We start from the raw sequence: 25,161 nt of genomic DNA, 5'->3' as shown, positions 1-25,161 counted from the left end.
GCAATGGGTGCGCGGTCCGGGCGTGAACATCCCCTCGCCCCGCCTGCGGGGAGAGGGAAACCCACGCCTCCGTTCGCGTGAGGCATCAGGCGCGATTGCCCTTCCGGCACGGAGGACACGCACCACCGCAACAGACGCCTCTACCCTGCGAGAGAGCAAGAAAAAGCGACGACCCAGCCAGACGCAACCACGCGTGATCCCACAAACAACCGGTGATCAAACCGGGGCGGGTGGCGCGCTCAACCCGAGGAAACCCCGATGACGCCAGCTAAAAGACGCGTCTCCGCGTCGAACATGGTGCTGTTCCTGCTCTGCCTGATGTATTTCGTCACCTATCTCGACCGGGTGAACATCGCCACGGCGGGCGGTGAGATCATGAAAGATCTCGGCCTCTCGAACACCCAGTTCGGCCTGATACTCTCGGCCTTCGCCTATCCCTACGCCATCTTCCAGGTCATCGGCGGCTCGGTGGGCGACAAGTTCGGCGCGCGGCGAACCCTCCTCGTCTGCGGCCTGATCTGGGCCTCGGCGACGATCCTCACCGGGTTCGTGGGCGGGCTCATCAGCCTGTTCCTCGCCCGCGTCCTCCTCGGCTTCGGCGAAGGCGCCACCTTCCCCACCGCCACCCGCGCCATGCAGAACTGGACCGCGCCGGGCAAGCGCGGCTTCGCGCAGGGCATCACGCATGCCTTCGCGCGGCTGGGCAACGCGGTGGCGCCGCCCATCGTGGCCTTCCTGATCTACCAGTTCGGCTGGCGCCTCGGCTTCGTCATCTTAGGGGTGGCGAGCTTCGCCTGGGTGGTGGTCTGGTACCTCTACTTCCGCGACGACCCGAAGGATCACCCGGCGATCACGCCGGAGGAACTCGTGGTGCTGCCGCCCCCGAGCCAAGTGGGCGCCAAGCAGAACGTGCCCTGGGGCCGCCTCACCCGCCGCATGCTGCCGGTGACGCTGACCTATTTCTGCTACGGCTGGACCCTGTGGCTGTTCCTCGGCTGGCTGCCGAGCTTCTTCAAGCTCAACTATGGGCTGGACTTGAAGAATTCGGCCCTGTTCGCCTCGGGTGTGTTCTTCGCCGGCGTCGTCGGCGATACCCTGGGCGGCGTGTTCAGCGACCGCATCCTGAAGCGCACAGGGGATCTCAAGCTCGCCCGGCTCAGCGTCATCGTGGTCGGCTTCCTCGGCGCGGCGGCGAGTCTCACCGGCGTATTCTTCACCCGGGACCTGACCCTGGTGGCGCTGCTGCTCAGCTCCGGCTTCTTCTTCGCCGAATTGGTGATCGGCCCGATCTGGTCGGTGCCGATGGACATCGCGCCGAAATATTCGGGCACGGCGGCGGGCCTGATGAATACCGGCTCGGCGGTGGCGGCGATCATCTCGCCGATTGTGTTCGGGATGATCGTGGACATGACGGGGAGCTGGACCCTGCCCTTCGTCGGCTCCATCGGCCTCTGCCTCCTGGGCGCGGTCCTCGCCTTCACCATGCACCCGGAGCGCCCGTTCGAAGAGGAGCCGGTGGTACCGCCCCTGGGACGGGCGGTTCCTGCGGAGTAGCGCGATCCTGGCTGCGCTGGCTTGAGCCGAAGCCAGAGCGCAATCCCCTCTCCCCGCAGGCGGGGAGAGGAGATGCACACAGCGAGTCGTGTCCTCCTCGCGTAACGCCACCGCCGGCGGGCCGCACCCACCCCCGGCGCAAAACAGGAACCGAGCACGATGGATCACTCCGTGCACGAAGAACCCCGCCCCCTCCCCCTCGCGGGCATCCGCGTCCTCGACGTGACGCAGGTGATGGCGGGGCCGTTCTGCAGCATGCTGCTCGGCGATCTCGGAGCGGATGTCATCAAGGTGGAGCCGCCGGGCACGGGCGACCAGACCCGCAGCGCCATGGGGTTCAAGATGAAGGGGCCCGACAGCATGGGCTTCCTCAACATGAACCGGAACAAGCGCAGCCTCGCCCTGAACCTCAAATCCGATGCCGGGCGCGACCTGCTCCTCGATATGGCCGCCAATGCGGATGTGCTGGTCGAGAATTACCGGCCCGGCGTGATGGCGCGCCTCGGCCTCGGATACGAGGCGATGCGCGCCCGCAATCCAGGGCTCATCTATGCGAGCATTTCGGGCTTCGGCCAGTCGGGTCCCTGGGCGAAGCGCCCCGGCTACGACCTGATGGCCCAGGCGATGTCGGGGGTGATGAGCGTCACCGGCCATCCGGGCGGTCCGCCGGTGAAGGCCGGCGTGCCGGTCGCCGATATCGGCTGCGCGTTGTTCACCGTCTACGCGATCCTTTCAGCCTATATCGGCCGACAGGCGAGCGGTGAGGGCCAGTATATCGACGCCTCGCTTTTCGACGCGGCCCTGGCCTTCTCGATCTGGGACGTCTCGGAATATTGGGGGACGGGACGGATCCCGCAGCCGCTCGGCACCTCCAACCGCATGAGCGCCCCCTACCAGGCGGTGCGGGCCTCGGACGGCTACTTCGTCATGGGGGCCACGAACCAGAAGCTCTGGCGCCTGCTCTGCGACGTGCTCGATCGCGCCGAACTGTTCGAGGATGCCCGCTTCGTCGACATCCCCGCGCGCCTCGCCAACCGCGAAGAGCTGATCGAGGAGCTGGAGCGGAGCTTTGCCGCCAGGACCAGTGAGGAATGGGTGTCTCTGCTTCTCGCTGCCGGCATTCCGGCCGGCCGCATGAACACCTATCCGGAAGCGTTCGAAAGCGAGCATGGCCGGCACAGGCAGATGCGCATCGAGGTTCCCCACCCGATCGAGGGCACGGTGCCGAACATCGGTTTCCCCGTGAAGCTCACGGGCACACCGCAGCGTGCCCGCAGGCATGCGCCGCTTCTCGGCGAACATACCGAGGACGTGCTCTCGGAGTTCGGCCTCTCGGCGGACGAGATCGAGGCCCTGCGCTTGCGCGGCGCCTTCGCCGCCTGAGCGGGAGCCAGCACGTCATAGGCCCGTCAGACCCATGGGGAGCGAACGGCATCTGGGGCGGCCCAGGCTTTGCCGGGCTCGCGGAGGATGGCAGAACCGCGCGAGCGGAGCCGCCTCCGGCGCCATGAAGGGATGACGACATGACGGTGTCGAATGACGACGAGCTGGCCGGCCTGAAGCGGATCGGGCGCATCGTCGCCGACACCCTCGAGGCGATGGGCAAGGCCATCGAGCCCGGCATGACCACCCGCGACCTCGACGGGATCGGGCGGCGGATCATGGAGTCGGCCGGAGCTCGCCCGGCACCGGAACTCGTCTACGCCTTCCCCGGAGCCACCTGCATCAGCGTCAACGAGGAAATCGCCCACGGCATTCCGAGCGACCGCAGGATCAATCCGGGCGATCTCGTCAATATCGACGTGTCCGCCGAGAAGGACGGCTACTTCGCCGATACGGGCGCGTCCTTCGCGGTGCCGCCGGTGACGCGGGCGGTGGAGCGACTGTGCAGGGACGGGCGCCGAGCGATGTGGACAGGCCTGCGCCAGGTCGGTACCGGCAAGCCCCTGGCCGATATCGGACGGGCCGTCGGAGCCTTCGCGCGGAAGAACGGCTACACTCTCGTCCGCAACCTCGCGAGCCACGGCGTCGGCCTGTCATTGCACGAGGAACCGACCGAGATCGCCACCTGGCCCGACGCCTCCGAGCGACGGATCATGCAGGAGGGGCTGGTCTTCACCGTCGAGCCGTTCCTGTCCCTCGGCGCCGAGTTCGCCGCGGATGGCGACGACCCCTGGACCCTCTACAGCCAGCCGAAGGCCCTCACGGTGCAATACGAGCATACGGTCATCGCCTCGCGCAGCGGGCCGCTGATCCTCACCATGCCCGGGCAATAGGAGCCGGATACGGAGCGCGAGGAGCGAAGGCCGGCGGCACTGCGTCCAAACGGACCTTGCATGAAAGCGGGGCACGTCATAATCCGAACGAAAGGCCAATGTTTACAGTAGATTAGACTGTTTAAAAACTGCGCGCACGTCAAGACATAGGGAGGCTCCGGATGTCCGAAGGGAGGCCCTGTCCCGTCGCGCGCCGGATCGCGGATCGGTCGCCGCGTCAGTCGAGGCCGGTACAGCGCCGTCTCGGAGGAGCCGGCGTGACCGGCGCGGAAGCATGGTTCCCAGGGTCCGTGCCTATCCCCAACGAGCAACCGGGCCGGGCGGCGCGGAGCGCATGAGCGGGACCCGGTTCGACGGGGCGTCCAGAGCGTGGCGCCGGGCGCGGCCCCTGCTGCCGTTCTTCAGCCTCTACATCACCTTCGGGACCACGCTCGGCTTCCTGGCCAGCGGCGCCCCGCTGATCCTGCGGGCACGCGGCGTCGAGCTCGCCGAGATCGGTCTGCTGCAGCTCATCAACCTGCCCGTCGGTCTGACGTTTCTCTGGGCCGTCGCCATCGACAGGCTGCGCCTGCCCCGCCTGCCGCATCGCATCGGCTGGATCGCGCTGATGCAGGGCGCGACCATCGCATTGCTGCTGGTGCTGAGCCTGGGCGAAGCGTGGCCGCTCGGCCTTCTCCTCGGTCTCGCGGTGGCGACCTGCTTCTGCGTCGCCACCATGGACATCGCCCTCGAAGCCCTGGTGGTCGAGACGGTGCCCGTCGACCGGCGGCCCTTCGTGGCATCGGCCAAACTCTCCGGCGCGTCCCTGGGCGGAATCGCCGGCTCGGGCCTGCTGGTCGGGTACTACGACATGATCGGCTGGCAGGCCGCCGTGCTGGGCATCGCCGGTCTCAATCTCCTCTGCCTGCTGCCGATGCTGCGCTACCCGGAAGTCCGGCTTCGCCGCGATGCCGGTCCGGCGGAACGCATGACGGCCCCCTTCGAACGCCTGCGCCTCCTGGGGCCACGCATTCTGGTCCTGGGCCTGTACTTCGCCGCCATGTTCGCCCTCTCCGGCCTGAACAACCTCGCCCTGCTGGATCTGGGGGTGTCGTTGCGGGAGGTCGGGTTCGTCACCGGTTCTCTCTCGCCTGTCATCAACCTCGTCATGGCCCTGGTCTCGGGCGTCCTCGTGCGACGGGTCGGGACCCTGCGGCTCATCACGGTCTCGGCGCTGGGCGTGATCGCCGGCGGCGGGCTGATGATCGCCGGCGCCGCCACCGGGTCGGCCCCTCTCGCGATCGCCGCGACGATCCTCGGCATCGTCGGCGGCGGCGGCCTCGGAGTGCCGGTGTTCAACATGATCTATCGCTGGGCGCAGGGGCCTCGTCCCGCCACCGATTACGCGCTCCTGTTCGGAGCGGCGTTCTTTGCCGCGATGCCCCTGCGCGTCGCCGTGCCGGCGCTCGCGGCGCATGTGGGCTGGCCGGCCTATTTCAGCATCGCGATCCTGTTCTACGCCGTCGCCGTTGCCGCCCTGCGCGCGACGATCCGCCGGACCCTCGATGCCGATCGGGTCGCGGGGCGCGCATGATCGATCAACTCGCCGCACTGGTTCCGCCGTCACTGTCGGCCTTCGGCTGCCGGATCGCCACGGCGCCGTCCGGGTCCGGAACCCGGCCGCTCTCGATCCTCACCAGCAAAGCAGCCTTCGACGAGGTGGTGGACGGGTTCGGCAGGGCGTCAGGCGACGGCTTCGAGACCGCCGACCGTCGCGCCCTGGTCTCGCTCTGGACGCAGTACTACCTTCCCGCCCTGATCATCCCCTACTTCACCGCACTCAGCCGCCTCGGCCGTGCCCTGCCGATCGGGTTCGACAGGGTCGGCTTCGAACTCGACGAGAGCGGCATCGTCTCCCGCTTCATCGTGGCGGAGGAGGACGACCGGCGCGCAAGCCCGGAGCCCGGCCTCGATCCCCTGATCGAGGGCCACCTGCGGCCGTTCTTCGACCTGTGCCAGACGCATTACGGACTGTCCCGCCATGTTCTCTGGTGCAATGCCGGCGTTACCGCTGATTTCGCCCTGCGCGCGTTGAGTGGTGACGCCCTGCCGGCCTCCTCCCGCGCCGAGGCGTGCCTCGGCCGATGCGGTGGCGATGCGTTCGGCCGCTGCCCGCTGGCCCAGGCTTTCCGAGGCGGCGAGGAGCGGCGGCGGCGGGTTTGCTGTATGCGCTACCGCATACCGGGCGTCCCCTCCTGCGGTGCCCTCTGCCCCGTCGATCACCTGACGAAAGCATCATGCTGAAGGACTTCCTCGCCTATTACCGCCCGCACCGGACCCTGTTCCTCGTCGATTTCGGATGCGCCGTCCTGTCGGGCCTGCTCGAACTGGGCTTTCCCATGGCCGTGAAGGCCTTCGTCGATGTGCTGCTGCCGCGCCAGGATTGGCAGTTGATCGTGCTCGCCGCCCTCGGCCTCGGGGTGATCTACGTGGCCAATGCCGGCCTCATGGTGGTGGTGACCTATTGGGGGCACGTGCTCGGCATCAATATCGAGACCGAGATGCGTCGCCGTGCCTTCGATCATTTGCAGAAGCTCTCGTTCCGCTATTTCGACAACCAGAAGACCGGCCACCTCGTCGCCCGCGTCACCAAGGACCTGGAGGAGATCGGCGAAGTCGCACATCACGGGCCGGAGGACCTCTTCATCGCGGTGATGACGCTCATCGGCGCCTTCGCGCTGATGGTCTACGTCCACCCGCCCCTGGCCTTCCTGACCGCCGCCATCCTGCCGGTGATCGCCTTCGTCACCCTCCGCTACGGCGGTCGCATGACGCGGAACTGGCAGACGCAATACGGTCGTGTCGCCGCCTTCAACGCCCGCATCGAGGAGAATGTCGGCGGCATGCGCGTGGTGCAGGCTTTCGCCAACGAGCCGCACGAGCGGCGCCTGTTCGCCTCCGACAACCGGAAGTACCGCGAGACCAAGCTCGAAGCCTACCGGATCATGGCGGCCAGCCTGTCGATCAATTATCTCGGCATGCGGCTCGTCCAGATCGTCGTGCTGCTGGGCGGCGCGGCCTTCGTCGTGCGTGGCGAGCTCTCGCCCGGTGGGTTCATCGGGTTCCTGCTGCTGGTGGGCGTGTTCTACAGGCCGCTCGAGAAGATCGGTGCCGTCGTGGAGACCTACCCGAAGGGGGTCGCGGGCTTCCGGCGCTACGCCGAGCTGCTCGCCACCGAGCCCGACATCGTCGACCGCCCCGGCGCCATCTCCGTGCCGGCCCTGAAGGGCGACATCCGCTTCGAGGCCGTGAGTTTCGGCTACACCGCCGGCCGGCCCGTCCTGTCGGGGCTCGATCTCGACATCGCCGCCGGCGAGACCGTCGCCTTCGTCGGCCCGTCCGGGGCCGGCAAGACGACGTTGTGCTCCCTCATTCCGCGGTTTTACGAGGTGGAGAGCGGGCGCATCACCATTGATGGCATCGACATCCGCGACCTCACCCTCGCCTCATTGCGCCGGCAGATCGGCATCGTGCAGCAGGACGTCTTTTTGTTCGCGGGCACGATCCGCGAGAACATCGCCTATGGCCGGCTCGACGCCACCGAGGCGCAGATCGCGCAGGCCGCGGAGCGGGCCAAGCTCTCCGCCCTGATCGAGGGACTGCCCAACGGCCTCGACACCGTCGTCGGCGAACGCGGCGTGAAGCTCTCGGGCGGCCAGAAACAGCGCCTCGCCATCGCCCGCGTGTTTCTCAAGAACCCGCCGATCCTGATCCTCGACGAGGCCACCTCGGCCCTCGATAGCGAGACCGAACAGGCGATCCAGGGCTCCCTCGTGGAACTCTCCGAGGGCCGCACCACCCTCGTCATCGCCCACCGGCTCGCCACCATCCGCAAGGCGGACCGGATCGTCGTGGTCGGCTCGGAGGGCATCGTGGAGCAGGGACGGCACGAGGCGCTCCTTTCGGCGGACGGGGCCTACCGGCGCCTCTACAATGCGCAATTCGCCCAGGCCGACGATGCGGCGGACCGGGTGCGGATGGCCGCCCGGAATGGCGTTCTGGAGCGCGCTACGCCGTGATCCGAATGGCCGGCGCGCTCGAACCGCACCGTCTCCCTCGGCGAAGACTGGGATGGGATGGGAAGAAGTCATGCGCGGCCATGGCCGCGCGGGCTTGGTGACCTAAAGGGGCTGCCACGATCGCGTCGCCATCGGCGGCGCGCCCGCGATGCGGGATGGCTGGCGGGAAATGGACGCCCTGAGCGATGCGGGTTTCAGCGGAATTCGCGACCCGCGACAGGAGGCGCCCAGCGTCTTCGCGCACGCCTTAGCGACATTTATCAATGAATGCGCAGTTTGTCGATAGATTTCGCTAACCGCCGCTCATGATGTTGGTTGCCGAACGTGACGCGCCCATGTGTAATTCCCTCGTCATGAGAGGATCAGCACGTGAAGCCACGCCTCGTCGCCCTGGTCGCCATCTTTAGCGTCGCATCGCTGCCGGCGATGGCCTTTCCCATCGCCCCAGCCTCCGCGAGCGAGGCACCCGTGCTGCGTGTCGCGGGCGGCTGCGGCCCCAGAGCGTGGCGTGGCCCATGGGGGCATTGCCGCTCGACACCCTATGTCGGACGTCTTCCGGGCGGGTGGTATCAGGCACGGGCCGGCAATGGCTGCCCTCCCGGTTACTGGCGCGGGCCGTGGGGCCATTGCCGCAACACGCCCTATCACGGCCGCCTGCCCGGGGGCGGATGGAAGTAGCCGGTCCGCCCCCTCCGAGAGGCGGGCGATGCGCGCGCATCAAGGCAGATTGTCCGCCGCCTTACACGGCGAGGGTCGCCGTGCATGGCCCATCATCAACAATCGGCATGGGAACGGATCGGCGCCGAGGCTCGAAGAGCAGGCTCCATTGAAGCAATCCACTCCTCAAATAGAGCTATATTCTATTTTGCGGCCAAAATTCCGATTTTGTTAAACCACACTTCGGCAGTGTCGCCCCTAAGGTGGCGAAAGGCTGTCGTAGAATGTATCGTGCCTTTTTGTGCATGACCGAGCAGCATCATTGGTGGGTCCTGCCGCTGGCGGCGCTCGTATGCTGGGTATCGTGCCATACTGCCCTGCGGCTCGCTCGCCACGTTTTTCGGAGCCGGGGCTTCGAGACATGGGCCTGGTTGTTCGCGGCTGGTTTCTCGGCCGGTGCCGGGATGTGGAGCACCCACTTCATCGGGATGCTCGGCTACGACCCCGGCATCGCGATCGCCTATGATCTGAAACTCACCCTCGTCTCGCTTCTCGTCGGCATCCTCGGTTCCATGGCGGCGCTCACCTTGTCCCGGTGGTGCGCCATACCCGTGGTGGCCGTAGGGGCCGCGGTGATCCTGGGCATGAGCATGACGGGGATGCATCTCGCGGGGATGGCGAGTATCCGGTTCGCCGTCGTCCAATCAATGAACTTGCCGCTCCTCGTGACCGCGCTGCTCGTCGGCTGGTCGCTTACCGCCATCGCCTTCGTCATTTTCGCGCGTGACACGCTGCGATACGCGACAGCCGTGGCGGCGATGCTTCTGACGGTTTCCATCGCGGGCGTGCATTTCATCGCCATGGGCGCGGCCGAGCTGGTTCCGAACATGGCCGCGCCCGACACGGCATCGAGTCTGCCGCATTTCGCGCTCGCCGCGGGCATTGCCGCGATCATGCTCACGATTGTCGGTTTCGCGGCACTCGCCCTGTTCGTCGACCGTATGCGCCGGGCCAATCACGCCTTGCGCGAAAGCGAAGCCGCCTACAGGCTCCTCGCCGAGAATACCACCGACGTCATCATCTGGTCCGATCTCGATAGGACCCGCCGGTATGTATCGCCTGCCTCGATGGCCGTCCTCGGCTATCGCCCGGAGGACATCATCGGCACTCGGCCCCTCGATTTCATCCATCCGGACGATGTCGCCGAACTTGAGCAGGTGCTCGCCGATCTCCTGGCAGGCCGGATCGAAGGGGCCATCACGACCCAGCGCCATCGTCGGCGGGATGGGTCCTGGGTGTGGATCGAGGCGTGCCTCAAGGTCACGCGCCTGCCGGGCTCGTCCGAGCCCATCGGCTACGTGTCGTCGCTTCGCGACGTCACCGACCGCAAGGCCGCCGAAACGGCGTTACGGTCCAGCGAGGAACGGCTCGCTTTCGCCCTGGACAGCGGCAGCGACGGCCTCTGGGATTGGAACATCCCCACGGGCAACATCTGGTTCTCGGACCGTTGGCAGACCATGCTCGGCTACGAACCGGGCGAGATCGACGGACATATGCACGCCTTGCAACAGTTGATGCATCCCGACGATGCCGCGACGGCCCGGCGGCTCCTATCGGACCATATCGACGGACGGACGCCGGTTTTCGAATGCGAGCTCCGGATGCGGACGAAGGCCGGCCCCTACGGCTGGGTCCTGTCGCGCGGCAAGGTGGTGACGCGCGATGCGGAAGGAATCCCCGTGCGCATCGTCGGGACGCATATCGACATCGGAAGGCGCAAGCATGCGGAACAGCAGCTGGAGCATCTGGCGTTGCACGATGCCTTGACCGGCTTGCCCAATCGCGTGCTGTTCCGCGACAGACTCGGCCGGGAAATGGACAATGTCGAACGGCGCGGGCACATCTTCGCGGTTCTCGCCTGCGATCTGGACCGTTTCAAAGCGATCAATGACAGCCTCGGTCACCCGACGGGAGACAGCCTGCTGCGCCAGGTCGCAGAGCGCCTGACGGCGACCGTTCACGAGGGGGACACCGTCGCCCGGCTCGGCGGCGACGAATTCGCCATCGTGCTGAGGGGACTCGACCAACCTCAGAATGCCAGTGCCGCAGCGCAGCAGGTCATCGAGGCGCTGAAGCGGCCTTTCGATCTCGACGGTCGTTCGGTCAGCGTCGGCGTCAGCATCGGCATCGCCGTCGGGCCTCAGGACGGCGGCGACCCAGACCAGTTGCTGAAGAACGCCGACATCGCCCTCGGCCGCGCGAAAGCGGCCGGCCGGGGCACGTTCCGCTTCTGCGAACCCGCCATGGATGCGGCGATCGCAGAGCGAAACGTCCTCGAACTCGACATGCGCGAAGCCGTGCGGCGCGGCGAGTTCGAACTGCATTATCAGCCGATCATCGACCTTGCCACCGACACCGCCAGCGGCTTCGAGGCGCTGATGCGCTGGCACCACCCCGTGAGAGGCATCGTCTCGCCCGCCGATTTCATTCCGTTGGCCGAAGAGACCGGTCTCGTCGTTCCCCTCGGGACATGGGCTTTGCAGGAAGCCTGCCGGGAAGCGGCGAGCTGGCCGGGCGATCTGCGGGTCGCGGTCAACGTCTCGGCGGTGCAATTCGCGGAGCCCGGCCTGGAACATTGCGTGATATCGGCTTTGGCCGCTTCCGGCCTGCCGCCGAACCGTCTGGAACTGGAGATCACCGAGAGCGTGCTGATCGGTGACGTGGAGAGCGTGACCGCCTGCCTCCACCGGCTTCGCGCGTTCGGGGTCCGCATTGCCCTGGACGATTTCGGCACCGGCTACTCGTCGCTCAGCTACCTCCGGCGGTTTCCCTTCGACAAGATCAAGATCGACCGTTCGTTCATTCGTGAAATCGCCGATGCCGACACGGCCGCCATCGTGCGCGCCATCGTCGGACTCGGCGAACGGCTGGGGGCGAGCATCACGGCGGAGGGCATCGAGGACGAAGCGCAGCTGACTCGCGTCCGTCGCGAAGGCTGCACGGAAGCCCAGGGCTACCTCCTGAGCGAGCCGTTACCCGCCGCAGACGCGTACAAGTTCGCCTTTGCCAAAAAGAACGTCGCCGCGGCCTGACAGGCTCCACGAGCGGTAAACCCGACGACCGACACTCGCCCCGGAACACGATCTCCCCCGCCTGCGGGATGCGACCCGGCGCCGCCCGAGGCGCTCGGACCCTTCGATCCCGCAGGCAGAACCCGGTGGTTTCGACGACATCGAGACGAGCGACCCGGTCCTGTCCGGGCCGGATTCAGCGGTCCTCGCTCAGCGTTCTCAAGGCGAAGATCTTCAGGTCGAGCGCGATCAGCATATCGATGACGGCATAAGACGCAGGTCCACGGCGTGCCATGTCCTGCACGAGCGCCTGCTTCTCTCGTTCCAGATCATCGATGAGCATGTCGAAACTGACCATGCCTGGAATACGCGGTAGCCAAGGCAATGGTTTCACCTCCTGCGACGGGAGCCGCACGCAAGCGCCTTGAGCGCATGTTTCGGTGCCGCCACAAAGGGGTGGACGGTAACTTCCTGTTAACGACGTGTCCGCGGAGCCGCGCCCCGGCCGGAACGTCATCCTCTCCGGTGCTCACCGCCCTATCTATCCGGCCGAGGTGCAACGGCGCGCCGGTGGACACCGCATGGCCCTTTCCCGCGACATCCTGGATATCCGCACGATCTACCACGAGCCTGCAGTGGCGGATTTCGCGCGCGGGCTCGCGATTCTCGACCGCTTTCCCCACGCCGAGCGGATCGAGGTCCCGTCGCACTGGAACATCCCGAACCTGCACGGAAACGCAGGCTCCGCGGAGGATTGGCTGCGGATCAAACGCTCGACCTTGGTGCTCGGTGTGAAGAAGGGCCTGACGATGCGGCCGAACGGGCGCAGCGCCCACTTCATCGCGCCCTCGACCTCGAATGGCTGCGCGATGGCCTGCGCTTACTGCTACGTCCCCCGGCGCAAGGGCTTCGCCAATCCGATCTCCCTCTTCGTGAACATCGAGCAGGTCTGCGCCGCGATCACCCGCCACGCCGCACGCCAGGGGCCGCTACCGGAGCCCGATACGGTGGATGCGGCCCATTGGGTCTACGATCTCGGCGAGAATGGCGACCTGTCCGTGGACGCGACCCTGTCGGACAACGTGCGCGACATGGTCGGCCTGTTCCGCGATCTGCCCAACGCCAAGGCCTCCTTCGCCACGAAGGCCGTGAACCGGGAGCTGCTCACCTATGATCCCCGGGGCAAGACCCGTATCCGCCTCTCGCTGATGCCGGAGCGGATCGCCAAGGTCGTCGATGTGCGCACGGCGCCGATGCATGAGCGCATCGCCGCCATCGACGATTTCGTGGCGGCCGGTTTCGAAGTCCACGTGAACTTCTCGCCGGTCATCCTCTACGAAGGCTGGGAGGCCGATTGGCGCAGCCTGTTCACCGCCATCGACGAGGGGATCGGCCCGGCGGCCAAGGCGCAGCTCAAGGCCGAGATCATCCTGCTCACGCACAATGCGGATCTCCACGCGGTCAACCTGAACTGGCACCCCCGCGCGGAAGACCTGCTCTGGCGGCCCGACATCCAGGAGGGGAAACGGTCGCAGGGAGGAGGCGACAACCTGCGCTATCGAACCGGCTGGAAGGGCCGATGGATCGCGCGCCTCAAGGATCATCTGGCCGAGCTGATGCCCTATTGCCACGTTCGCTACGCCTTCTGAGCAGGTCGCGACCGTAGGGCGGGACGTGGAGCCCCCGTGCTCGGACCGCCTCGATGGTCTCGCAAACATCAGCGACCGCGTGGGTGCACAAGTTGCCGGAGGATGACGGAACAAATAGATCCTGAGGATTATAAATTGTGCATCCGGTTATTTTTAATTTGTATAGTTGCTTTCACCTAGCATAATAAAATTATATTATCAAATAATCAGAATGACATCGGATATTTCGGAAAATATCTATGAACTAGCGTGAGACGGGCGCTTCAGGCCACTGAACAAGCCTCTGACGCATTGAGTCAAAGGAACCTCGATCCGACGATGTACGATCCGGGCAACGAGTCCGGCGAGTACGACTGCGCCGACGAATGCGACCATCCTCAGAGAGAAATTCTGAGGATCAAAGAATTTAAACAATACTTTCTCACATACTTGATAAGACAGGAAGTGCGTGAGGTACAGCGCATAGCTACTGTCTCCCTGCTCGACGGCAAAGGCGGTTCTCGAACTGATGCCGTTGGCTTCCAGCAACACTGCGGCAGTGACGAGTGAGGCTGCCGGCAAACCAAGTGCGACGAAGCGAGGTGCTGTCGGCCAAAGAAATTCTGCCGCCAGCAACAGACCGAAACTGGCGAGGCCCAAGGCGCCGATCATCGAGACGTTGAGAAGACCAGCCGGAACAGTGATGCGGCGGACAACATAGCAAATCCACATGCCCGCAGCGAATTCAAGGATAATAGCATTCGTATAGAATCGGCCCAGCGCATTTTCTGGCCGAAGCAGCAGCCCGATCATCACGAGGGCCACGATGACAAGACTGACATAAATGTACCGGTTTATTTCCGGATAAATGTACAGACCCAGAAAAAAGAGACAATAGAAGAACATTTCGTAGTTTAGAGTCCATCCAAGGAACAGGATAGGCTGTATCAAGCCGTTCGATTTCTCGAAGGGGATGAATGCCAGCGACATGAGCAGATGACCCAGCCCGTCATCGATGCTGCGAAACAGGAAGGGCATCGAGAGGGCTGCGAGAAAAACGGCCATCGTCATGAACCAGTACAGCGGAACGACGCGAACCAGCCGTTTCATGATGAATTGATATGGTGGCGCGATCCGGCCGTCGGTGGTGTAGGCCATCACGAACCCGCTGATGACGAAGAAGATATCGACCCCCCAGGAGCCCATCGAGTATTTGAGATGGCCGAACAGCAAGACTTGGCAGTGGAAGCAGACGACGAGATAGGCTGCGACCGCCCTCAAGGACTGGACATTGTATATCATCAGATTGTTTCCACATACGATGATATGAGCGGGCGTTCGACGCTATCCAGAGTGTTGCAATCGACTGTATTGATCGGGAGCGCACCACCCGTATCATCGCGGCCTTGGGCTCCGCGAGGAAGTGCGCATCGGGACTACGTCCGTCTTGAGCGACGGTGGCCCCGCCAGGACGGGCATTCGAGCCTGCACCCACCCGCTCGGAGCGGCCGGCAGCATCCGAGGCCACCTCCCGCCTTCGGGTGAAGACGGCCTCCTCCCAACTCCCGCCGCCCCGCTCCACCGCTCTCGATTCGATGATTGATCGCCGGGCCGGGCCTCAGCTTCCGTCCGGTAGAAACGGGTCCGCGCTGTGCACGCACCGGCATGCCTCCCCCCTCTCGTCCGGCACGATCGGTGAGCCGCTCGACAGGATCGAAAATCATCAGCGACACATTTTGAACAAGTTCTGCTCACTAAGATTTGTTGTATCAATAAAGTACTAGATTACCGAAGTGTACCTATCTGTACATTTGCCGGAAAACATAGAGGAAGTTCTTCTTAGTACTGCCCGATAAATCAACAAATCCGATTATTCGCTCATCATTGCGATAATAATCTTGGGAATAGTGTCAGCGGACAACGCCGATGCTGAGGGGGATCCGTGACCAGAATCGGCGCGGATTGAGAGGATCGGCATCAGGACCGATCGCAGACACAACTGGAAAACGAATGCAGCATTCGCATCATGACGTCGCGTCGCAAGACGAGGAGCGTTCCACCTTCGATACGGGTCTCTGGTCGAGCCCGACATACGACTTCGTTTCAAGCTTCACCGAGAACGGTATTTCGAGCCCGGTTCCGGACATGGGCAGCCGGGAGCCTCTCTCCGACAGTCAGGATCTGGTGGAATCCGGCGCCGGCACGGCTCCGCTCACACGCCATGACGGGACGATCGTCGCCCGGGAAGGCGATGTCATTCGCGACCTCGACATCTATGTCGATAGCGGGCCCGGCATCGACGTCGATCACGTAAACAACGTGACCATCGAGAACGTCCGCATCCATATCAATGGAAACGGCGGCACCGAGGAAGGTGCCGGCATCCGTATCATGCGGGGTAACAACGTCACCGTCCAAAACGTCGAAGTCTTCAACGAGGGCGCACCCGAGACGGGCGCCGAGCGGACCCCGGACCATTACGGAATTTCGGCCTTCGAGGCCGAGGCTCTGAGCGTGACGAACGCGACCTTCCACGACACGTCGACGGGCATCCTGGTCCAATACTCGCCGGGCGCCACACTCGAGGGCATCGAAGGTTACGACATGCGCGGGCCCTTCCCCCGCGGTCAGCTCGTACAGTTCGGCGAGTCGCCGGACAGCAGCCTCAACAACTTCTACGTCCACAACGATCCGAACGTCGCCTGGACCGAGGACAACATCTCGATCTACTACAGCGACAACGTCACCGTCTCCAACGGCGTCATCGACGGCAACAATTCGCCGAGCGGCCAGGGGGTCATCTTCGAGGGATCGAACGACGGCACCGTCCGCAACGTCGACGCGATCCATATGGGCAACGGCGCCTTCGCGGATTACGGCCAGAACAACACCTTCGACTCCACGCGCTCCTTCGACAACATCGCGGAGGACCAGGGGCGTGGACATCCGCTCTCGAACGCCCTGCTCTGGGGCGTGAACGAGAGCACGGTGGTGACCGATTCCTCGTACCAGAACGCGGGAAATCCGGGCAACATCGTCTGGGGAGAGGGCAATATCGGCGCCGGCATCGACGTGACCGAAGTGACCGGCCAGGCGCCCATGGCGCATTGGACGAACGACTTCGGCCAGGGCGTCTCAGAGCCGGTGCCGGACGTCGGCAAACCGGATCCCATCTCCGAGGGACCGGATCCGGTGGTTCCGGACATCGGACCGACGCCCTCGCCCGAGGAGCCTCCGGTGGTCGCGCCGCCATCTGATCCGGTGCCCGGGGACGACACGGCTCCGCTGACACGCCATGACGGGACGATCGTCGCTCGGGAAGGCGATGTCATCCGCGACATGGACATCTATGTCGATAGCGGTCCCGGCATCGACATCGATCACGTGGACAATGTGACGGTCGAGAACGTCCGCATCCATATCAATGGAAACGGTGGCACCGAGGAAGGCGCCGGCATCCGCGTCATGGAGGGCGACAACGTCGATATCCAGAACGTGGAGGTCTTCAACGTGGGCGCCCCTGAGACGGGCGCCGAGCGGACCCCGGACCATTACGGGATTTCGGCCTTCGAGGCCGAAGACCTGAGCGTGACGAACGCCACGTTCCACGACACGTCGACGGGCGTGCTCATCCAATACTCGCCGGGTGCGGAACTGGAAAACATCGAAGGGTACGATATGCGCGGGCCCTTCCCCCGCGGGCAACTCGTGCAGATGGGCCAGTCGCCGGACAGCACCCTCAACAACTTCTACGTCCACAACGATCCGAACGTCGCCTGGACCGAGGACAACATCTCGATCTACTACAGCGACAACGTCACCGTCTCGAACGGGGTCATCGACGGCAACAACTCACCGAGCGGCCAGGGTGTCATCTTCGAGGGATCGAACAACGGCACAGTCCGCAACGTCGACGCGATCCATATGGGCAACGGCGCCTTCGCGGATTACGGCCAGAACAACACGTTCGAGTTCACCCGCTCCTTCGACAACATCGCGGCGGACCAGGGGCGTGGAAACCCGCTCTCGAACGCCCTGCTCTGGGGCGTGAACGAGAGTACGGTGGTGACGGATTCCTCGTATCAGAACGCGGGAAATCCGGGCAACATCGTCTGGGGCGAGGGCAATATCGGCGCCGGCATCGACGTGACCGAAGTGACCGGCCAGGCACCCATGGCCCATTTGACCAACGAGTTCACCTGGAGCTGATCCGGTCCGTGCCTTCGGACAGAGCTTAGGCTGGGCCGAAGCGCATGACGCCAGACTTTCGGTGTGAAGAGCATCGACGATCTGGTGTCGCAGCCGAACTTGAAACAAATATGGGGCCCCGACCGGCAATGGTCGGGGCCCCATTCGTGTTCGACATCCTATTGTGCCATCCGGCATCCCCGCCCCCCCTTGCGACGCTGGTCACACCCTCACCCCCACGATCGGGAAGACCGGCCTGATCGGCACCCGACATCGAGCGACCGGCCGGTTTCGTTTCTGGCATGACGGCTTTGCGGGCCGCTTCGTGCCACATCAGCGGACACGGGACGGCCGAGCCGGGACCATGCTGGAGAAAACCCCATCCCGGCGGATCAAACCGTGCATCAGGGCCGCCCCCAGATGGGCGAGGACGAGACCGAACAGGGTGTAGGCCAGGATTGTGTGAAGCGGACGGAGCCACGCATAGAGACTTGGATCGCGCGGCAGGATCGGCGGCAGGACGAGGGAGCCGGCGAGCCCGATCGGATAGCCGGCCGCCGACAGCATCGCCCAGCCGACCAGCGGCAGCACGAGCATCAGCCCATAGAGCAGGACGTGCGAGACATGGGCCGCCCGCCGCTGCCAGCCCGGAAGGTCAGACGGCAGGTCGGGCGGGGGATGGCGCCAGCGGTTGAGCAGGCGCAACAGCGCGAGGACCAGGATGCCGATCCCGAGTGGGCGGTGCAGCGCGACCAGGGTGTGGTAATGCGCCAGCGAGGTCACCATCGCCACGCCGATGAACAGCATGGCGAGGATCAGGGCCGCCATGGTCCAGTGCAGCAGCCGGGCCGGCAGGTTGAAGCGCGCGGTGTGGCTCACAATCCGGCTCCCGTTGCGGGCGTGTTCTGGACGGCGCTCGGCGTTTTCGGTTCGCCGGCGCGGCGCGTGAAGGATTGCGCATAGGCCGCCGAACGGGCGCTGAGCAGCGGATCGTCCGATCCCACGATGCCGGCGGGCAGGACGAGAGGATCGAAATTGACGTCGCGGCAATTGCCGTCCGCTTCCGACTGCGTGTCCGCGACGATCACGGTCCCGACGTCCAGGCTCTGCCGCTCGACCGGCCAGGGACGCGTCGCATCGGCCGTGGGGTCGCCGGGCTGCCCCAGGGTGACGACGAGATGCCACCGCACGGGCGCCCGACGGACGGCAGACTCGAAGTCGTCGAACAGAACGTTCTTGTCCGCGCGTGATCTCTGGGCTGGGCTCTCCTCCGTCGCGACCTGCTCCGGCACGAACGCCCAGCGGACGGGCGTCCGGGTCCCGTCCGCGGCGATGAAGCGGAAGGCGTTCAGGCTGCGGAAGGTGTCGTCGGCAAAGCCCGAGGTGATCGTCCGCGCCTTGATCAGGGAAGCCGCTTTCGCGCTCTCGGGATGCGCGGCGAAGAACGCCTTGAGCGCCTCGGGATCGGGCCTGCCCGTGGCCGGATCGGGCTTGGCGGCCAGAAGCTGCGCGTAGAACCCCTCCGGGCTACGGACCGGGAAAACCGGGATGTCGTTGTTGCCGGTGCGCCATTCCTCGCCGTCGGGCAGGTGGAAGCGCAGCGCGAGGCTGCGCACCGTCGTGGCCGCGTCCGCCGCGTAGGGCTGGCCGCCCGCCAGCGCGATGCGGCCGGTGATGGGCGTCACCCGTCCCGTGCCGAACAGCGACGCCGTCGATACACCCGCGCCCCGGCCGCTGCTCTCGAAGCGCCCGGCGAGGCAGAGCCCTTTGGCGTGGTTGCGCCGAAAGCCCGGATGGGGGCCATTCACCTGCTCGAAGCGGTCGACGATCCGCGCCTGGGTCAGGTCCCCCGGAGAGAGCCAGCCGCCGGCATAGGCGAAGGCCCCCGTCGTGCCGGCGACGAGCGCCCCGATGGCGGCGAGGCGCAGACAAGCGGCACGCGGGCTCACGGCCGGATCGGCCCCGGTGAGGTCGTTCAGGAGGGACATGGCGGGCCTTCAGATGGCTTTCGCGGTGGCGCGGCGAATCTCGTTGGCGAGGGGGTGCAGGATCGTGGGGTCGGCCGCACCCACGAGGCTGTAGCCGAGCCCGTCCTGGACCCAGGCGTAGCCGTTCGACGTCTCCGTCGTGTGGGCGCGCATCGGCGCGTCGCCGGGTAAGCTCATGGGCCGCATCAACATGACGAAGCGCGCGCCGTGCCCATCGTCGTACATCAGCAGCCCGGCGGGTCCCTGCTGCGTGGCGACGAGACGCCCGCCCATGAGGCGGTAGCCGGAGCCGCTCAGGTCCGGCACGGCCACCGGCCGCTTCATCCGGGCGGTGAACCAGCCGGCGAGTTCGTCCCGGTCGGCGGCGGCGAGTTCGACGGGGCGGGTGTGGTCGGGCGCATAGACCGCGTAATTCATGCTCGCGGACTGAGCCAGCGCCTCGATGCCGGTGGGCACGGGCGCGACCACGTCGCGCAGGCCCCACCCACCGGCGCCTCCGACGAGGAGGAGCAGCCCGGCCGCCATCGCCTGCCAGATCGGAAGAGTTTGCAAAGCCGAACGGGCCGGCCGGCGGCGCGCCTCGACGATCCGCGCCAGGTTGAGCCGGGCCGGAACCGGCTCGGCGGCGATGGGCGCGAAGGCGGCCCGCATCTCCTCGCGCAGGGCGATCATCCGCGCCACCCGTGCCCGCGCCTCGGGATGGGCATCGAGATAGGCCTCGACCTCGCGCCTCCGGGCGGTATCGAGCCGCTCGTCCACGAGGCCCTGGAGATCGTCGTCACCGATCGGACGCATGGTCATTTCACCCTCCGCAGGAGCGGGCGCTTGGCAGGGACGGAGGCTTCGGTGCCGTCCATCGACTGGATCATCCGGTCCCTGGCCCGGGACAGGCGGGACATCACGGTCCCGGTGGGAATGGCGAGGATGTCGGCGGTCTCGGCGTAGGACAGGCCCTCCACCGTCACCAGCAGGAGCACGCTGCGCTGCTCTTCCGGCAGTGCGTCGAGCGCCGTCATCAGGTCCCGGTGGCGCAGGCCGCTCTCCTGCGTCGGCGCCACCGCGAGATTCGCCTCCGCAATGTCCTCGATCGGCATGTGGGCGCCGCGGCGAGCGCGCTGGCGCATCTGCGTCACGGCGAGATTGTGGAGGATGGCGAACAGCCAGGTCCGCGCGTCGCCGTCGACCTGGCGCTGGTGCCAGCGGGTGACGGCCCGCTCGAGGCAATCCTGCACCAGATCGTCGGCATCGGTCGGATTGCGCAGAAGGGCGTGCGCGTAGCGGCGCAGGGCCGGGATCAGCGGCTCGATGAGGCGCATCATGTCCGTCATCTCCTGTCTCCTGGCATGGGCGGGGCTCCCATAGGCACGCTGGCCGGACCGAACGGACTTCAGGGTCGGCGACAGGGGCATGGACGCCGCGAAATCGTGTTTATTCCACGCCTGCACGAGAAATTTCGCACCCGGCAGCGAGTATTCGTTCACGCTGATCTGGTCTCGATCATGGCGTTGGAATTTTTCGATAGGGTCATGGAATAAGCAGCCGAAGACGTCGTCTGTCCGGCATCACTGCTCGACGATATCGGATCAAGCAGGAACCACCGGAGACCTGACATGACGATGATCAAGACTTTTTCGGCCGTCGTTTTCGCGTCCGCCTGCACGCTCGCCGCCCTGACCGGGGCCTCCCAGGCCCGGCCCGCCCCGCATCGGCTGGAGAGCCCGACGATCACCGGCTCGATCCCGGCGCCGACCCGATCCGCGTCCTGGCTCGGCGGGCCGGACACCGACAGCGGAAACGCCAAGAACCCCGCTCTGCCGGGCTATGCCCAGGCCCGTGGCCAGGAGACCGGCGGCCCGGCCCGTGAGTTGATCCCGAACTAGAATCATGCCGGCCCATGGCGTCCGTCTCCGGCCGGCAATGCCCGCGGCTCCATGCAGATCAACCGCAGTGTCGCCTTCGGCGATGCCACGTCGAGCTACGACAAGGTCGCCTGGACGCCGGCGGTCGGCCTCGTCGTCAAGCCCCTGGAGCACCTCTCGCTCTACGGCAACTATATCGAGGGCCTGCTCTCGAGCGGTGCCTCGCCGGTCACGGCCAGCAACCCGAACCAGGCGCTCCCACCGACCATCGCCGACCAGAAGGAGATCGGCGTGAAGTACGATTTCGGTGTCGTCGGCGTCAGCGCCGCCCTGTTCGAGATCAACCAGCCCAACGCCTTCCAGGACCCGGCGACGCGGAACTACGCGCTCAACGGCCTGCAGCGGAACCGGGGGATCGAGTTCAGTCTGTTCGGCGAGATCGCGCCGGGCGCGCGCCTCATCGGGGGCATCGCCTTCACCGACGGTCGCCTGGTCCGTACCGAGGGCGGGGCCTTCGACGGTAGGAGCGCGCCCGGTGTCCCCGGCACCACGCTCAGCCTCTACGGCGAATACGACCTGCCGCCCTGGTTGCCGCGCGGCCTGACCCTGACAGGCCGGGTCATCCACACCGCGTCCCAATACGACGATCAGACCAATCTGCAGCCCATCCCGGATTGGACGCGGTTCGATACCGGCCTCCGCTACACGTTCCTCGGCACGTGGGGCAAACCCGTGACGGTGCGGGCCACGGTGGAGAACGTGTCGGGCGAGAATGACTGGGCGTCCACCGGAAACGGGTTCCTGACCCTCGGAGCGCCCCGGACCTACCTCGTCTCGGCCCAGCTGGACTTCTGACGATGGCGACGGGCCCCGACGCGCCGCAGCTGCGAGCCTTCCGGCTCTGGTCATTCGTCCATACCTGGACGAGCCTCGTCAGCATGGTCTTCATGCCGATGCTGTGCCTGACGGGCCTGCCACTGATCTTCCATCACGAGTTCGGCGGCATCCTCGGCTACGAGCCCGAGGTGCCGGCGATGCCGGCGGGGACGGCGCACGTGTCGTTGGACATCCAGGCCCTGCTGGTCTCGCAACCGCTGCATTTCGGCGATTACGGAGGCCTTCCCCTGAAGATCGTCTGGGCGCTTCTCGATTTCGCGACCATCGTCGTGCTCGGCAGCGGGCTCTATCTCTGGATCGCCCGCAGACGATGGAAAACGGCCGGCGAGCGGGTGCAGCCCGGCGCGAGGCCGTCTGGCGCAGGAGCCGCGAGATGAAGACGCGCCCGCTCATCCGCTCCCGGATCTGGACAATCCCATCGATCCTCGCCGCCCTGACCCTGCTCAGCCTGGTGGTCGCCCTGGTCGTCAATGGAATCTGGGACAGTCTGGCCAGCGCCGTGTTGGCCGGAATCCTGATCTACATGACCTACGAAGGGGGCCGTTCGCGAACGAAGTAGCAGAACGACAAGTGTCGTGAGATCCGCTCCCCCCCCTCATCGCGTTCATTCTGCAGCTCCGCGCTGATCCCTCGTCAGGGCGCCGTCGTCGCGCGGCAGGCCCTCGACACCCTCTCCAGCCAAGCGCCGGTGCCGGGCCGCGGGCCGACGGCCGAGAACCTCCCGCCCGTCGAGGCGCGGGGCCGAGAGCAGGGCGATGCGGGCTGTAGGCCGTGTTCGAGAGGCCGTGTTCGAGAGGCCGGGATCGCTCGCCGGCGATCCCGGCAGGTTCAGACACCGTAACGGCATCGAAGCGTGACGTACCGATCGAGCCCTCACCTGGGCCCTCACACGCATCACTTCCCTCGTGAATCGGCCATCCGCATCCGCGCGGGGAACGCACGGCGTCGATGCATCGCGCGGATTTTTTTAATGCCGCCTCCCTCAAATGAGTGATGTGCCGAGACTTTGAAGCTCCTACCAAACCGCCTAAGCCGTCGGAGCCGCGTGTCGAGGGCGATAAGTTTATGCAAGGTATGTGGATTGATCCGTGTGCATTGCATCTTGTTTCGTGAGTATTCGATTTATTGACTCTCTTTAAGCCAAAGCAGGGATAGTCCTGCGGACGTGGCTTACGTTGGTCTGTGACTTCCAAGTATGATGTGTACTGATCTGTTGCTTCGTCTCGTGCTTCGCTTCGCATAAAACATCACGCCTCTTCAAAGCGTCCGCCGCTTCGAGAGATTGAGCCGCACAACGGCCGCTCTCCCACAGGGTTCAAGGGAACATCGTCATGGCCATCAGCATCAGCGGCTTCTCGACCGGGCGCAATTTCTTCGAGAACGCCCTCAACGCGAACGGCGCATTGCTCGACGCTGACGGTGGCGTGACGGTGACCGGCGCCAACTTCAGCGGGGGTGGCATTCTCTCGATCGGAAGCGCGACGAGTGCCGCGCAGGACAATATTTCTTTGTCCGGTGCGCCCATAACGGTCGGAAGCGTGGAGGGGAAATTCGAGATCGTCGGTTCCAGCGTTCGCTTCGTCCCAGACGGTATCCCAGGCGGTGGCGATTTCGTTCTCATCGGTACGCTCAGCACGAACGGTCAGGCCGGCAAGGCCTTCGCGTTGTCGATCGCCAGTGGCCTGGAGCCGACATACATCGAAGCTCTTCTGGATCGCGTCACCTATCAGAATACCAGTGACACTCCGACCGACACCCGCTCCTACGCGGTCACCCTGACCGATTCCAATGGCGGCGAAACCTCGGTGAGCACGAGCGTTTTCGTCCTCGAACAGAACGACGCTCCGGTGAACACGAAGCCGGGCGCACAGACCGTGGCTGAGGACACGTCCCTTGCGATCTCGGGCGTGTCGGTGGCCGATGTGGACGGTGACAGGCTGACGACGACGCTGAGCGTCACCAGCGGTGTGCTGACCGTGACGGGCACTGCTAGCGCGATCAGCGGCAACGGGACGAACACCGTCACGCTGACCGGCACGGCGGACGAGATCAACACGATCTTGTCGAGCTTGAACTACCAGGGCACGGCGAACTTCAACGGCACCGATCAGCTGACGGTCGTGACGACAGACATCAGGCAGACCGGTTCTCTGAGCGACACCGACACGGTGGCGATCACGGTGACGCCGGTGAACGACGCGCCGGTTCTGAATACCGTCAGCCCGTCCACCTATACCGACACCATCGCCAACGACACGTTCAATTCCATCAACGGCTCGCTGTCCGCGTCGGATGTCGACACCAACGATACGAAGACGTTCGGTATCGATGGTGGCACCACCGGGCCCTTCTCGGTCAACAATAGCACCTACCACGTCTCGAAGGCCGGAACATACGGCACGCTCTACGTCACCAACGACGGCGCTTACACCTTCGTGCCCAACGACGCGGCCATCAATGCGCTGACGCCCGGGCAGACCCCCAGTGACACGTTCACCGTCAAGGTGACCGATTCCGAGGGAGCGGTCAGCACCCAATCTTTCGTCGTCAATGCAACGGGCGTGAACGACGCGCCGGTGGCCGGTAACGACGCCAATTCCGGAGYCGAGGATGCCTCGATCACCGGCWCGGTGGCGGCCAACGACAGCGATGCCGAAGGCGACACGCTGAGCTATGCGGTCTCGGGCACCGCGCCTGCCGGCTTCACGCTGCAGAGCGACGGCAGCTACNCGGTGGCGGCCAACGACAGCGATGCCGAAGGCGACACGCTGAGCTATGCGGTCTCGGGCACCGCGCCTGCCGGCTTCACGCTGCAGAGCGACGGCAGCTACACCCTCGACACGACCAACGCGGCCTACCAGARCATYGCCGAAGGCGCGACGCGCGACGTCGTGGTCGCCTACACCGTCTCGGACGGCAACGGCGGGACSAAGACGGCTGATCTGACCATCACGGTGACGGGCGTGAACGACGCGCCGGAGGCCG

Annotated in this window: 20 protein-coding genes and 2 pseudogenes; 16 read left to right on the top strand and 6 right to left on the bottom strand. The window is 65.5% G+C overall.

Annotated features, from left to right (window positions below; genetic code table 11):
* Positions 1-258: 258 nt before the first annotated feature.
* The 8 genes from ASF08_RS00095 to ASF08_RS00065 all read left to right on the top strand — a co-directional run bounded on the left by ASF08_RS00095 (position 259) and on the right by ASF08_RS00065 (position 11,637).
* Positions 259-1,554, top strand: a complete 1,296-nt coding sequence (locus ASF08_RS00095) for an MFS transporter (protein ID WP_056139778.1) — start codon at positions 259-261, stop codon at positions 1,552-1,554.
* 159 nt (positions 1,555-1,713) lie between these two features.
* Positions 1,714-2,937: a CaiB/BaiF CoA transferase family protein gene (locus ASF08_RS00090; protein ID WP_056139775.1), complete on the top strand. Its 1,224-nt coding sequence runs from the start codon at positions 1,714-1,716 to the stop codon at positions 2,935-2,937.
* 140 nt (positions 2,938-3,077) lie between these two features.
* Complete coding sequence (gene map / locus ASF08_RS00085) at positions 3,078-3,830, top strand: type I methionyl aminopeptidase (RefSeq protein ID WP_056139772.1); 753 nt, start codon at positions 3,078-3,080, stop codon at positions 3,828-3,830.
* 334 nt (positions 3,831-4,164) lie between these two features.
* On the top strand, positions 4,165-5,403 hold the full coding sequence (locus ASF08_RS00080) for an MFS transporter (RefSeq protein WP_056139769.1): 1,239 nt from the start codon (positions 4,165-4,167) through the stop codon (positions 5,401-5,403).
* Positions 5,400-6,113: a siderophore-iron reductase FhuF gene (gene fhuF / locus ASF08_RS00075; RefSeq protein WP_056139766.1), complete on the top strand. Its 714-nt coding sequence runs from the start codon at positions 5,400-5,402 to the stop codon at positions 6,111-6,113. Before ASF08_RS00080 ends, fhuF begins: the two co-directional genes overlap by 4 nt.
* Positions 6,107-7,888 (top strand): ABC transporter ATP-binding protein, encoded by a 1,782-nt coding sequence (locus ASF08_RS00070; RefSeq protein ID WP_056139763.1) that lies wholly within the window; start codon positions 6,107-6,109, stop codon positions 7,886-7,888. Before fhuF ends, ASF08_RS00070 begins: the two co-directional genes overlap by 7 nt.
* A 369-nt stretch (positions 7,889-8,257) precedes the next feature.
* Positions 8,258-8,566, top strand: coding sequence for a GCG_CRPN prefix-to-repeats domain-containing protein (locus ASF08_RS23590; protein ID WP_338011729.1), 309 nt, complete (start codon positions 8,258-8,260; stop codon positions 8,564-8,566).
* A 410-nt stretch (positions 8,567-8,976) separates the two neighbouring features.
* A complete protein-coding gene (locus tag ASF08_RS00065) occupies positions 8,977-11,637 on the top strand; it encodes a bifunctional diguanylate cyclase/phosphodiesterase (RefSeq protein ID WP_244474406.1) in 2,661 nt (886 codons plus the stop codon).
* 175 nt (positions 11,638-11,812) lie between these two features.
* Here the strand turns inward: ASF08_RS00065 and ASF08_RS24430 are convergent, their stop codons facing one another.
* Positions 11,813-11,974, bottom strand: coding sequence for a hypothetical protein (locus ASF08_RS24430; RefSeq protein ID WP_156629415.1), 162 nt, complete (start codon positions 11,972-11,974; stop codon positions 11,813-11,815).
* A 223-nt stretch (positions 11,975-12,197) separates the two neighbouring features.
* Here ASF08_RS24430 and ASF08_RS00060 point away from each other — a divergent pair, with 223 nt between their 5' ends.
* Complete coding sequence (locus ASF08_RS00060) at positions 12,198-13,265, top strand: spore photoproduct lyase family protein (RefSeq protein ID WP_056139761.1); 1,068 nt, start codon at positions 12,198-12,200, stop codon at positions 13,263-13,265.
* A 237-nt stretch (positions 13,266-13,502) separates the two neighbouring features.
* On the opposite strand, the gene ASF08_RS00055 is transcribed toward ASF08_RS00060, so the two are convergent.
* Positions 13,503-14,546 (bottom strand): acyltransferase family protein, encoded by a 1,044-nt coding sequence (locus tag ASF08_RS00055; protein ID WP_056139759.1) that lies wholly within the window; start codon positions 14,544-14,546, stop codon positions 13,503-13,505.
* 708 nt (positions 14,547-15,254) lie between these two features.
* Between ASF08_RS00055 and ASF08_RS00050 the strand changes: the two genes are divergently transcribed.
* Positions 15,255-17,453: a right-handed parallel beta-helix repeat-containing protein gene (locus ASF08_RS00050; RefSeq protein WP_056139757.1), complete on the top strand. Its 2,199-nt coding sequence runs from the start codon at positions 15,255-15,257 to the stop codon at positions 17,451-17,453.
* A gap of 312 nt (positions 17,454-17,765) precedes the next feature.
* Here the strand turns inward: ASF08_RS00050 and ASF08_RS00045 are convergent, their stop codons facing one another.
* From ASF08_RS00045 to ASF08_RS00030, 4 genes are read right to left on the bottom strand one after another with little or no spacing between them, the layout of a single operon-like run.
* Positions 17,766-18,311, bottom strand: a complete 546-nt coding sequence (locus ASF08_RS00045) for a cytochrome b (protein ID WP_056139755.1) — start codon at positions 18,309-18,311, stop codon at positions 17,766-17,768.
* Positions 18,308-19,420: a catalase family peroxidase gene (locus ASF08_RS00040; RefSeq protein ID WP_056139753.1), complete on the bottom strand. Its 1,113-nt coding sequence runs from the start codon at positions 19,418-19,420 to the stop codon at positions 18,308-18,310. The genes ASF08_RS00045 and ASF08_RS00040 overlap by 4 nt, the downstream gene beginning before the upstream one ends.
* Positions 19,421-19,429: 9 nt before the next feature.
* Positions 19,430-20,221 carry an anti-sigma factor family protein gene (locus ASF08_RS00035; protein ID WP_056139751.1) on the bottom strand — a complete coding sequence of 264 codons (792 nt, stop codon included), beginning with the start codon at positions 20,219-20,221 and terminating at the stop codon, positions 19,430-19,432.
* Positions 20,218-20,748: a sigma-70 family RNA polymerase sigma factor gene (locus ASF08_RS00030; protein ID WP_056140735.1), complete on the bottom strand. Its 531-nt coding sequence runs from the start codon at positions 20,746-20,748 to the stop codon at positions 20,218-20,220. The genes ASF08_RS00035 and ASF08_RS00030 overlap by 4 nt, the downstream gene beginning before the upstream one ends.
* 282 nt (positions 20,749-21,030) lie before the next feature.
* Here ASF08_RS00030 and ASF08_RS00025 point away from each other — a divergent pair, with 282 nt between their 5' ends.
* From ASF08_RS00025 to ASF08_RS26135, 6 genes and pseudogenes are all read left to right on the top strand, one after another.
* Entirely contained in the window at positions 21,031-21,300 is a 270-nt protein-coding gene (locus ASF08_RS00025) for a hypothetical protein (RefSeq protein WP_187273374.1), read from the top strand.
* A gap of 51 nt (positions 21,301-21,351) precedes the next feature.
* On the top strand, positions 21,352-22,134 hold the full coding sequence (locus ASF08_RS00020) for a TonB-dependent receptor (RefSeq protein ID WP_056139748.1): 783 nt from the start codon (positions 21,352-21,354) through the stop codon (positions 22,132-22,134).
* Between the two features lie 212 nt (positions 22,135-22,346).
* Positions 22,347-22,553: pseudogene (locus ASF08_RS25570) on the top strand (PepSY domain-containing protein); the annotation flags it as partial.
* Positions 22,550-22,735 (top strand): hypothetical protein, encoded by a 186-nt coding sequence (locus ASF08_RS00010; RefSeq protein WP_056139740.1) that lies wholly within the window; start codon positions 22,550-22,552, stop codon positions 22,733-22,735. The pseudogene ASF08_RS25570 and the gene ASF08_RS00010, both read left to right, overlap by 4 nt.
* A 772-nt stretch (positions 22,736-23,507) precedes the next feature.
* Positions 23,508-24,905, top strand: a pseudogene (locus ASF08_RS26140) (Ig-like domain-containing protein); the annotation flags it as partial.
* Between the two features lie 3 nt (positions 24,906-24,908).
* On the top strand, positions 24,909-25,161 hold a 253-nt coding region (locus ASF08_RS26135), incomplete at its 3' end, for an Ig-like domain-containing protein (protein WP_443136794.1).

It is taken from the genome of Methylobacterium sp. Leaf85 (genome assembly GCF_001422125.1).
Lineage (GTDB): Bacteria > Pseudomonadota > Alphaproteobacteria > Rhizobiales > Beijerinckiaceae > Methylobacterium > Methylobacterium bullatum.
Note: the sequence above shows the minus strand (reverse complement) of the source record. Positions and strands in the feature narration are given on the sequence as shown.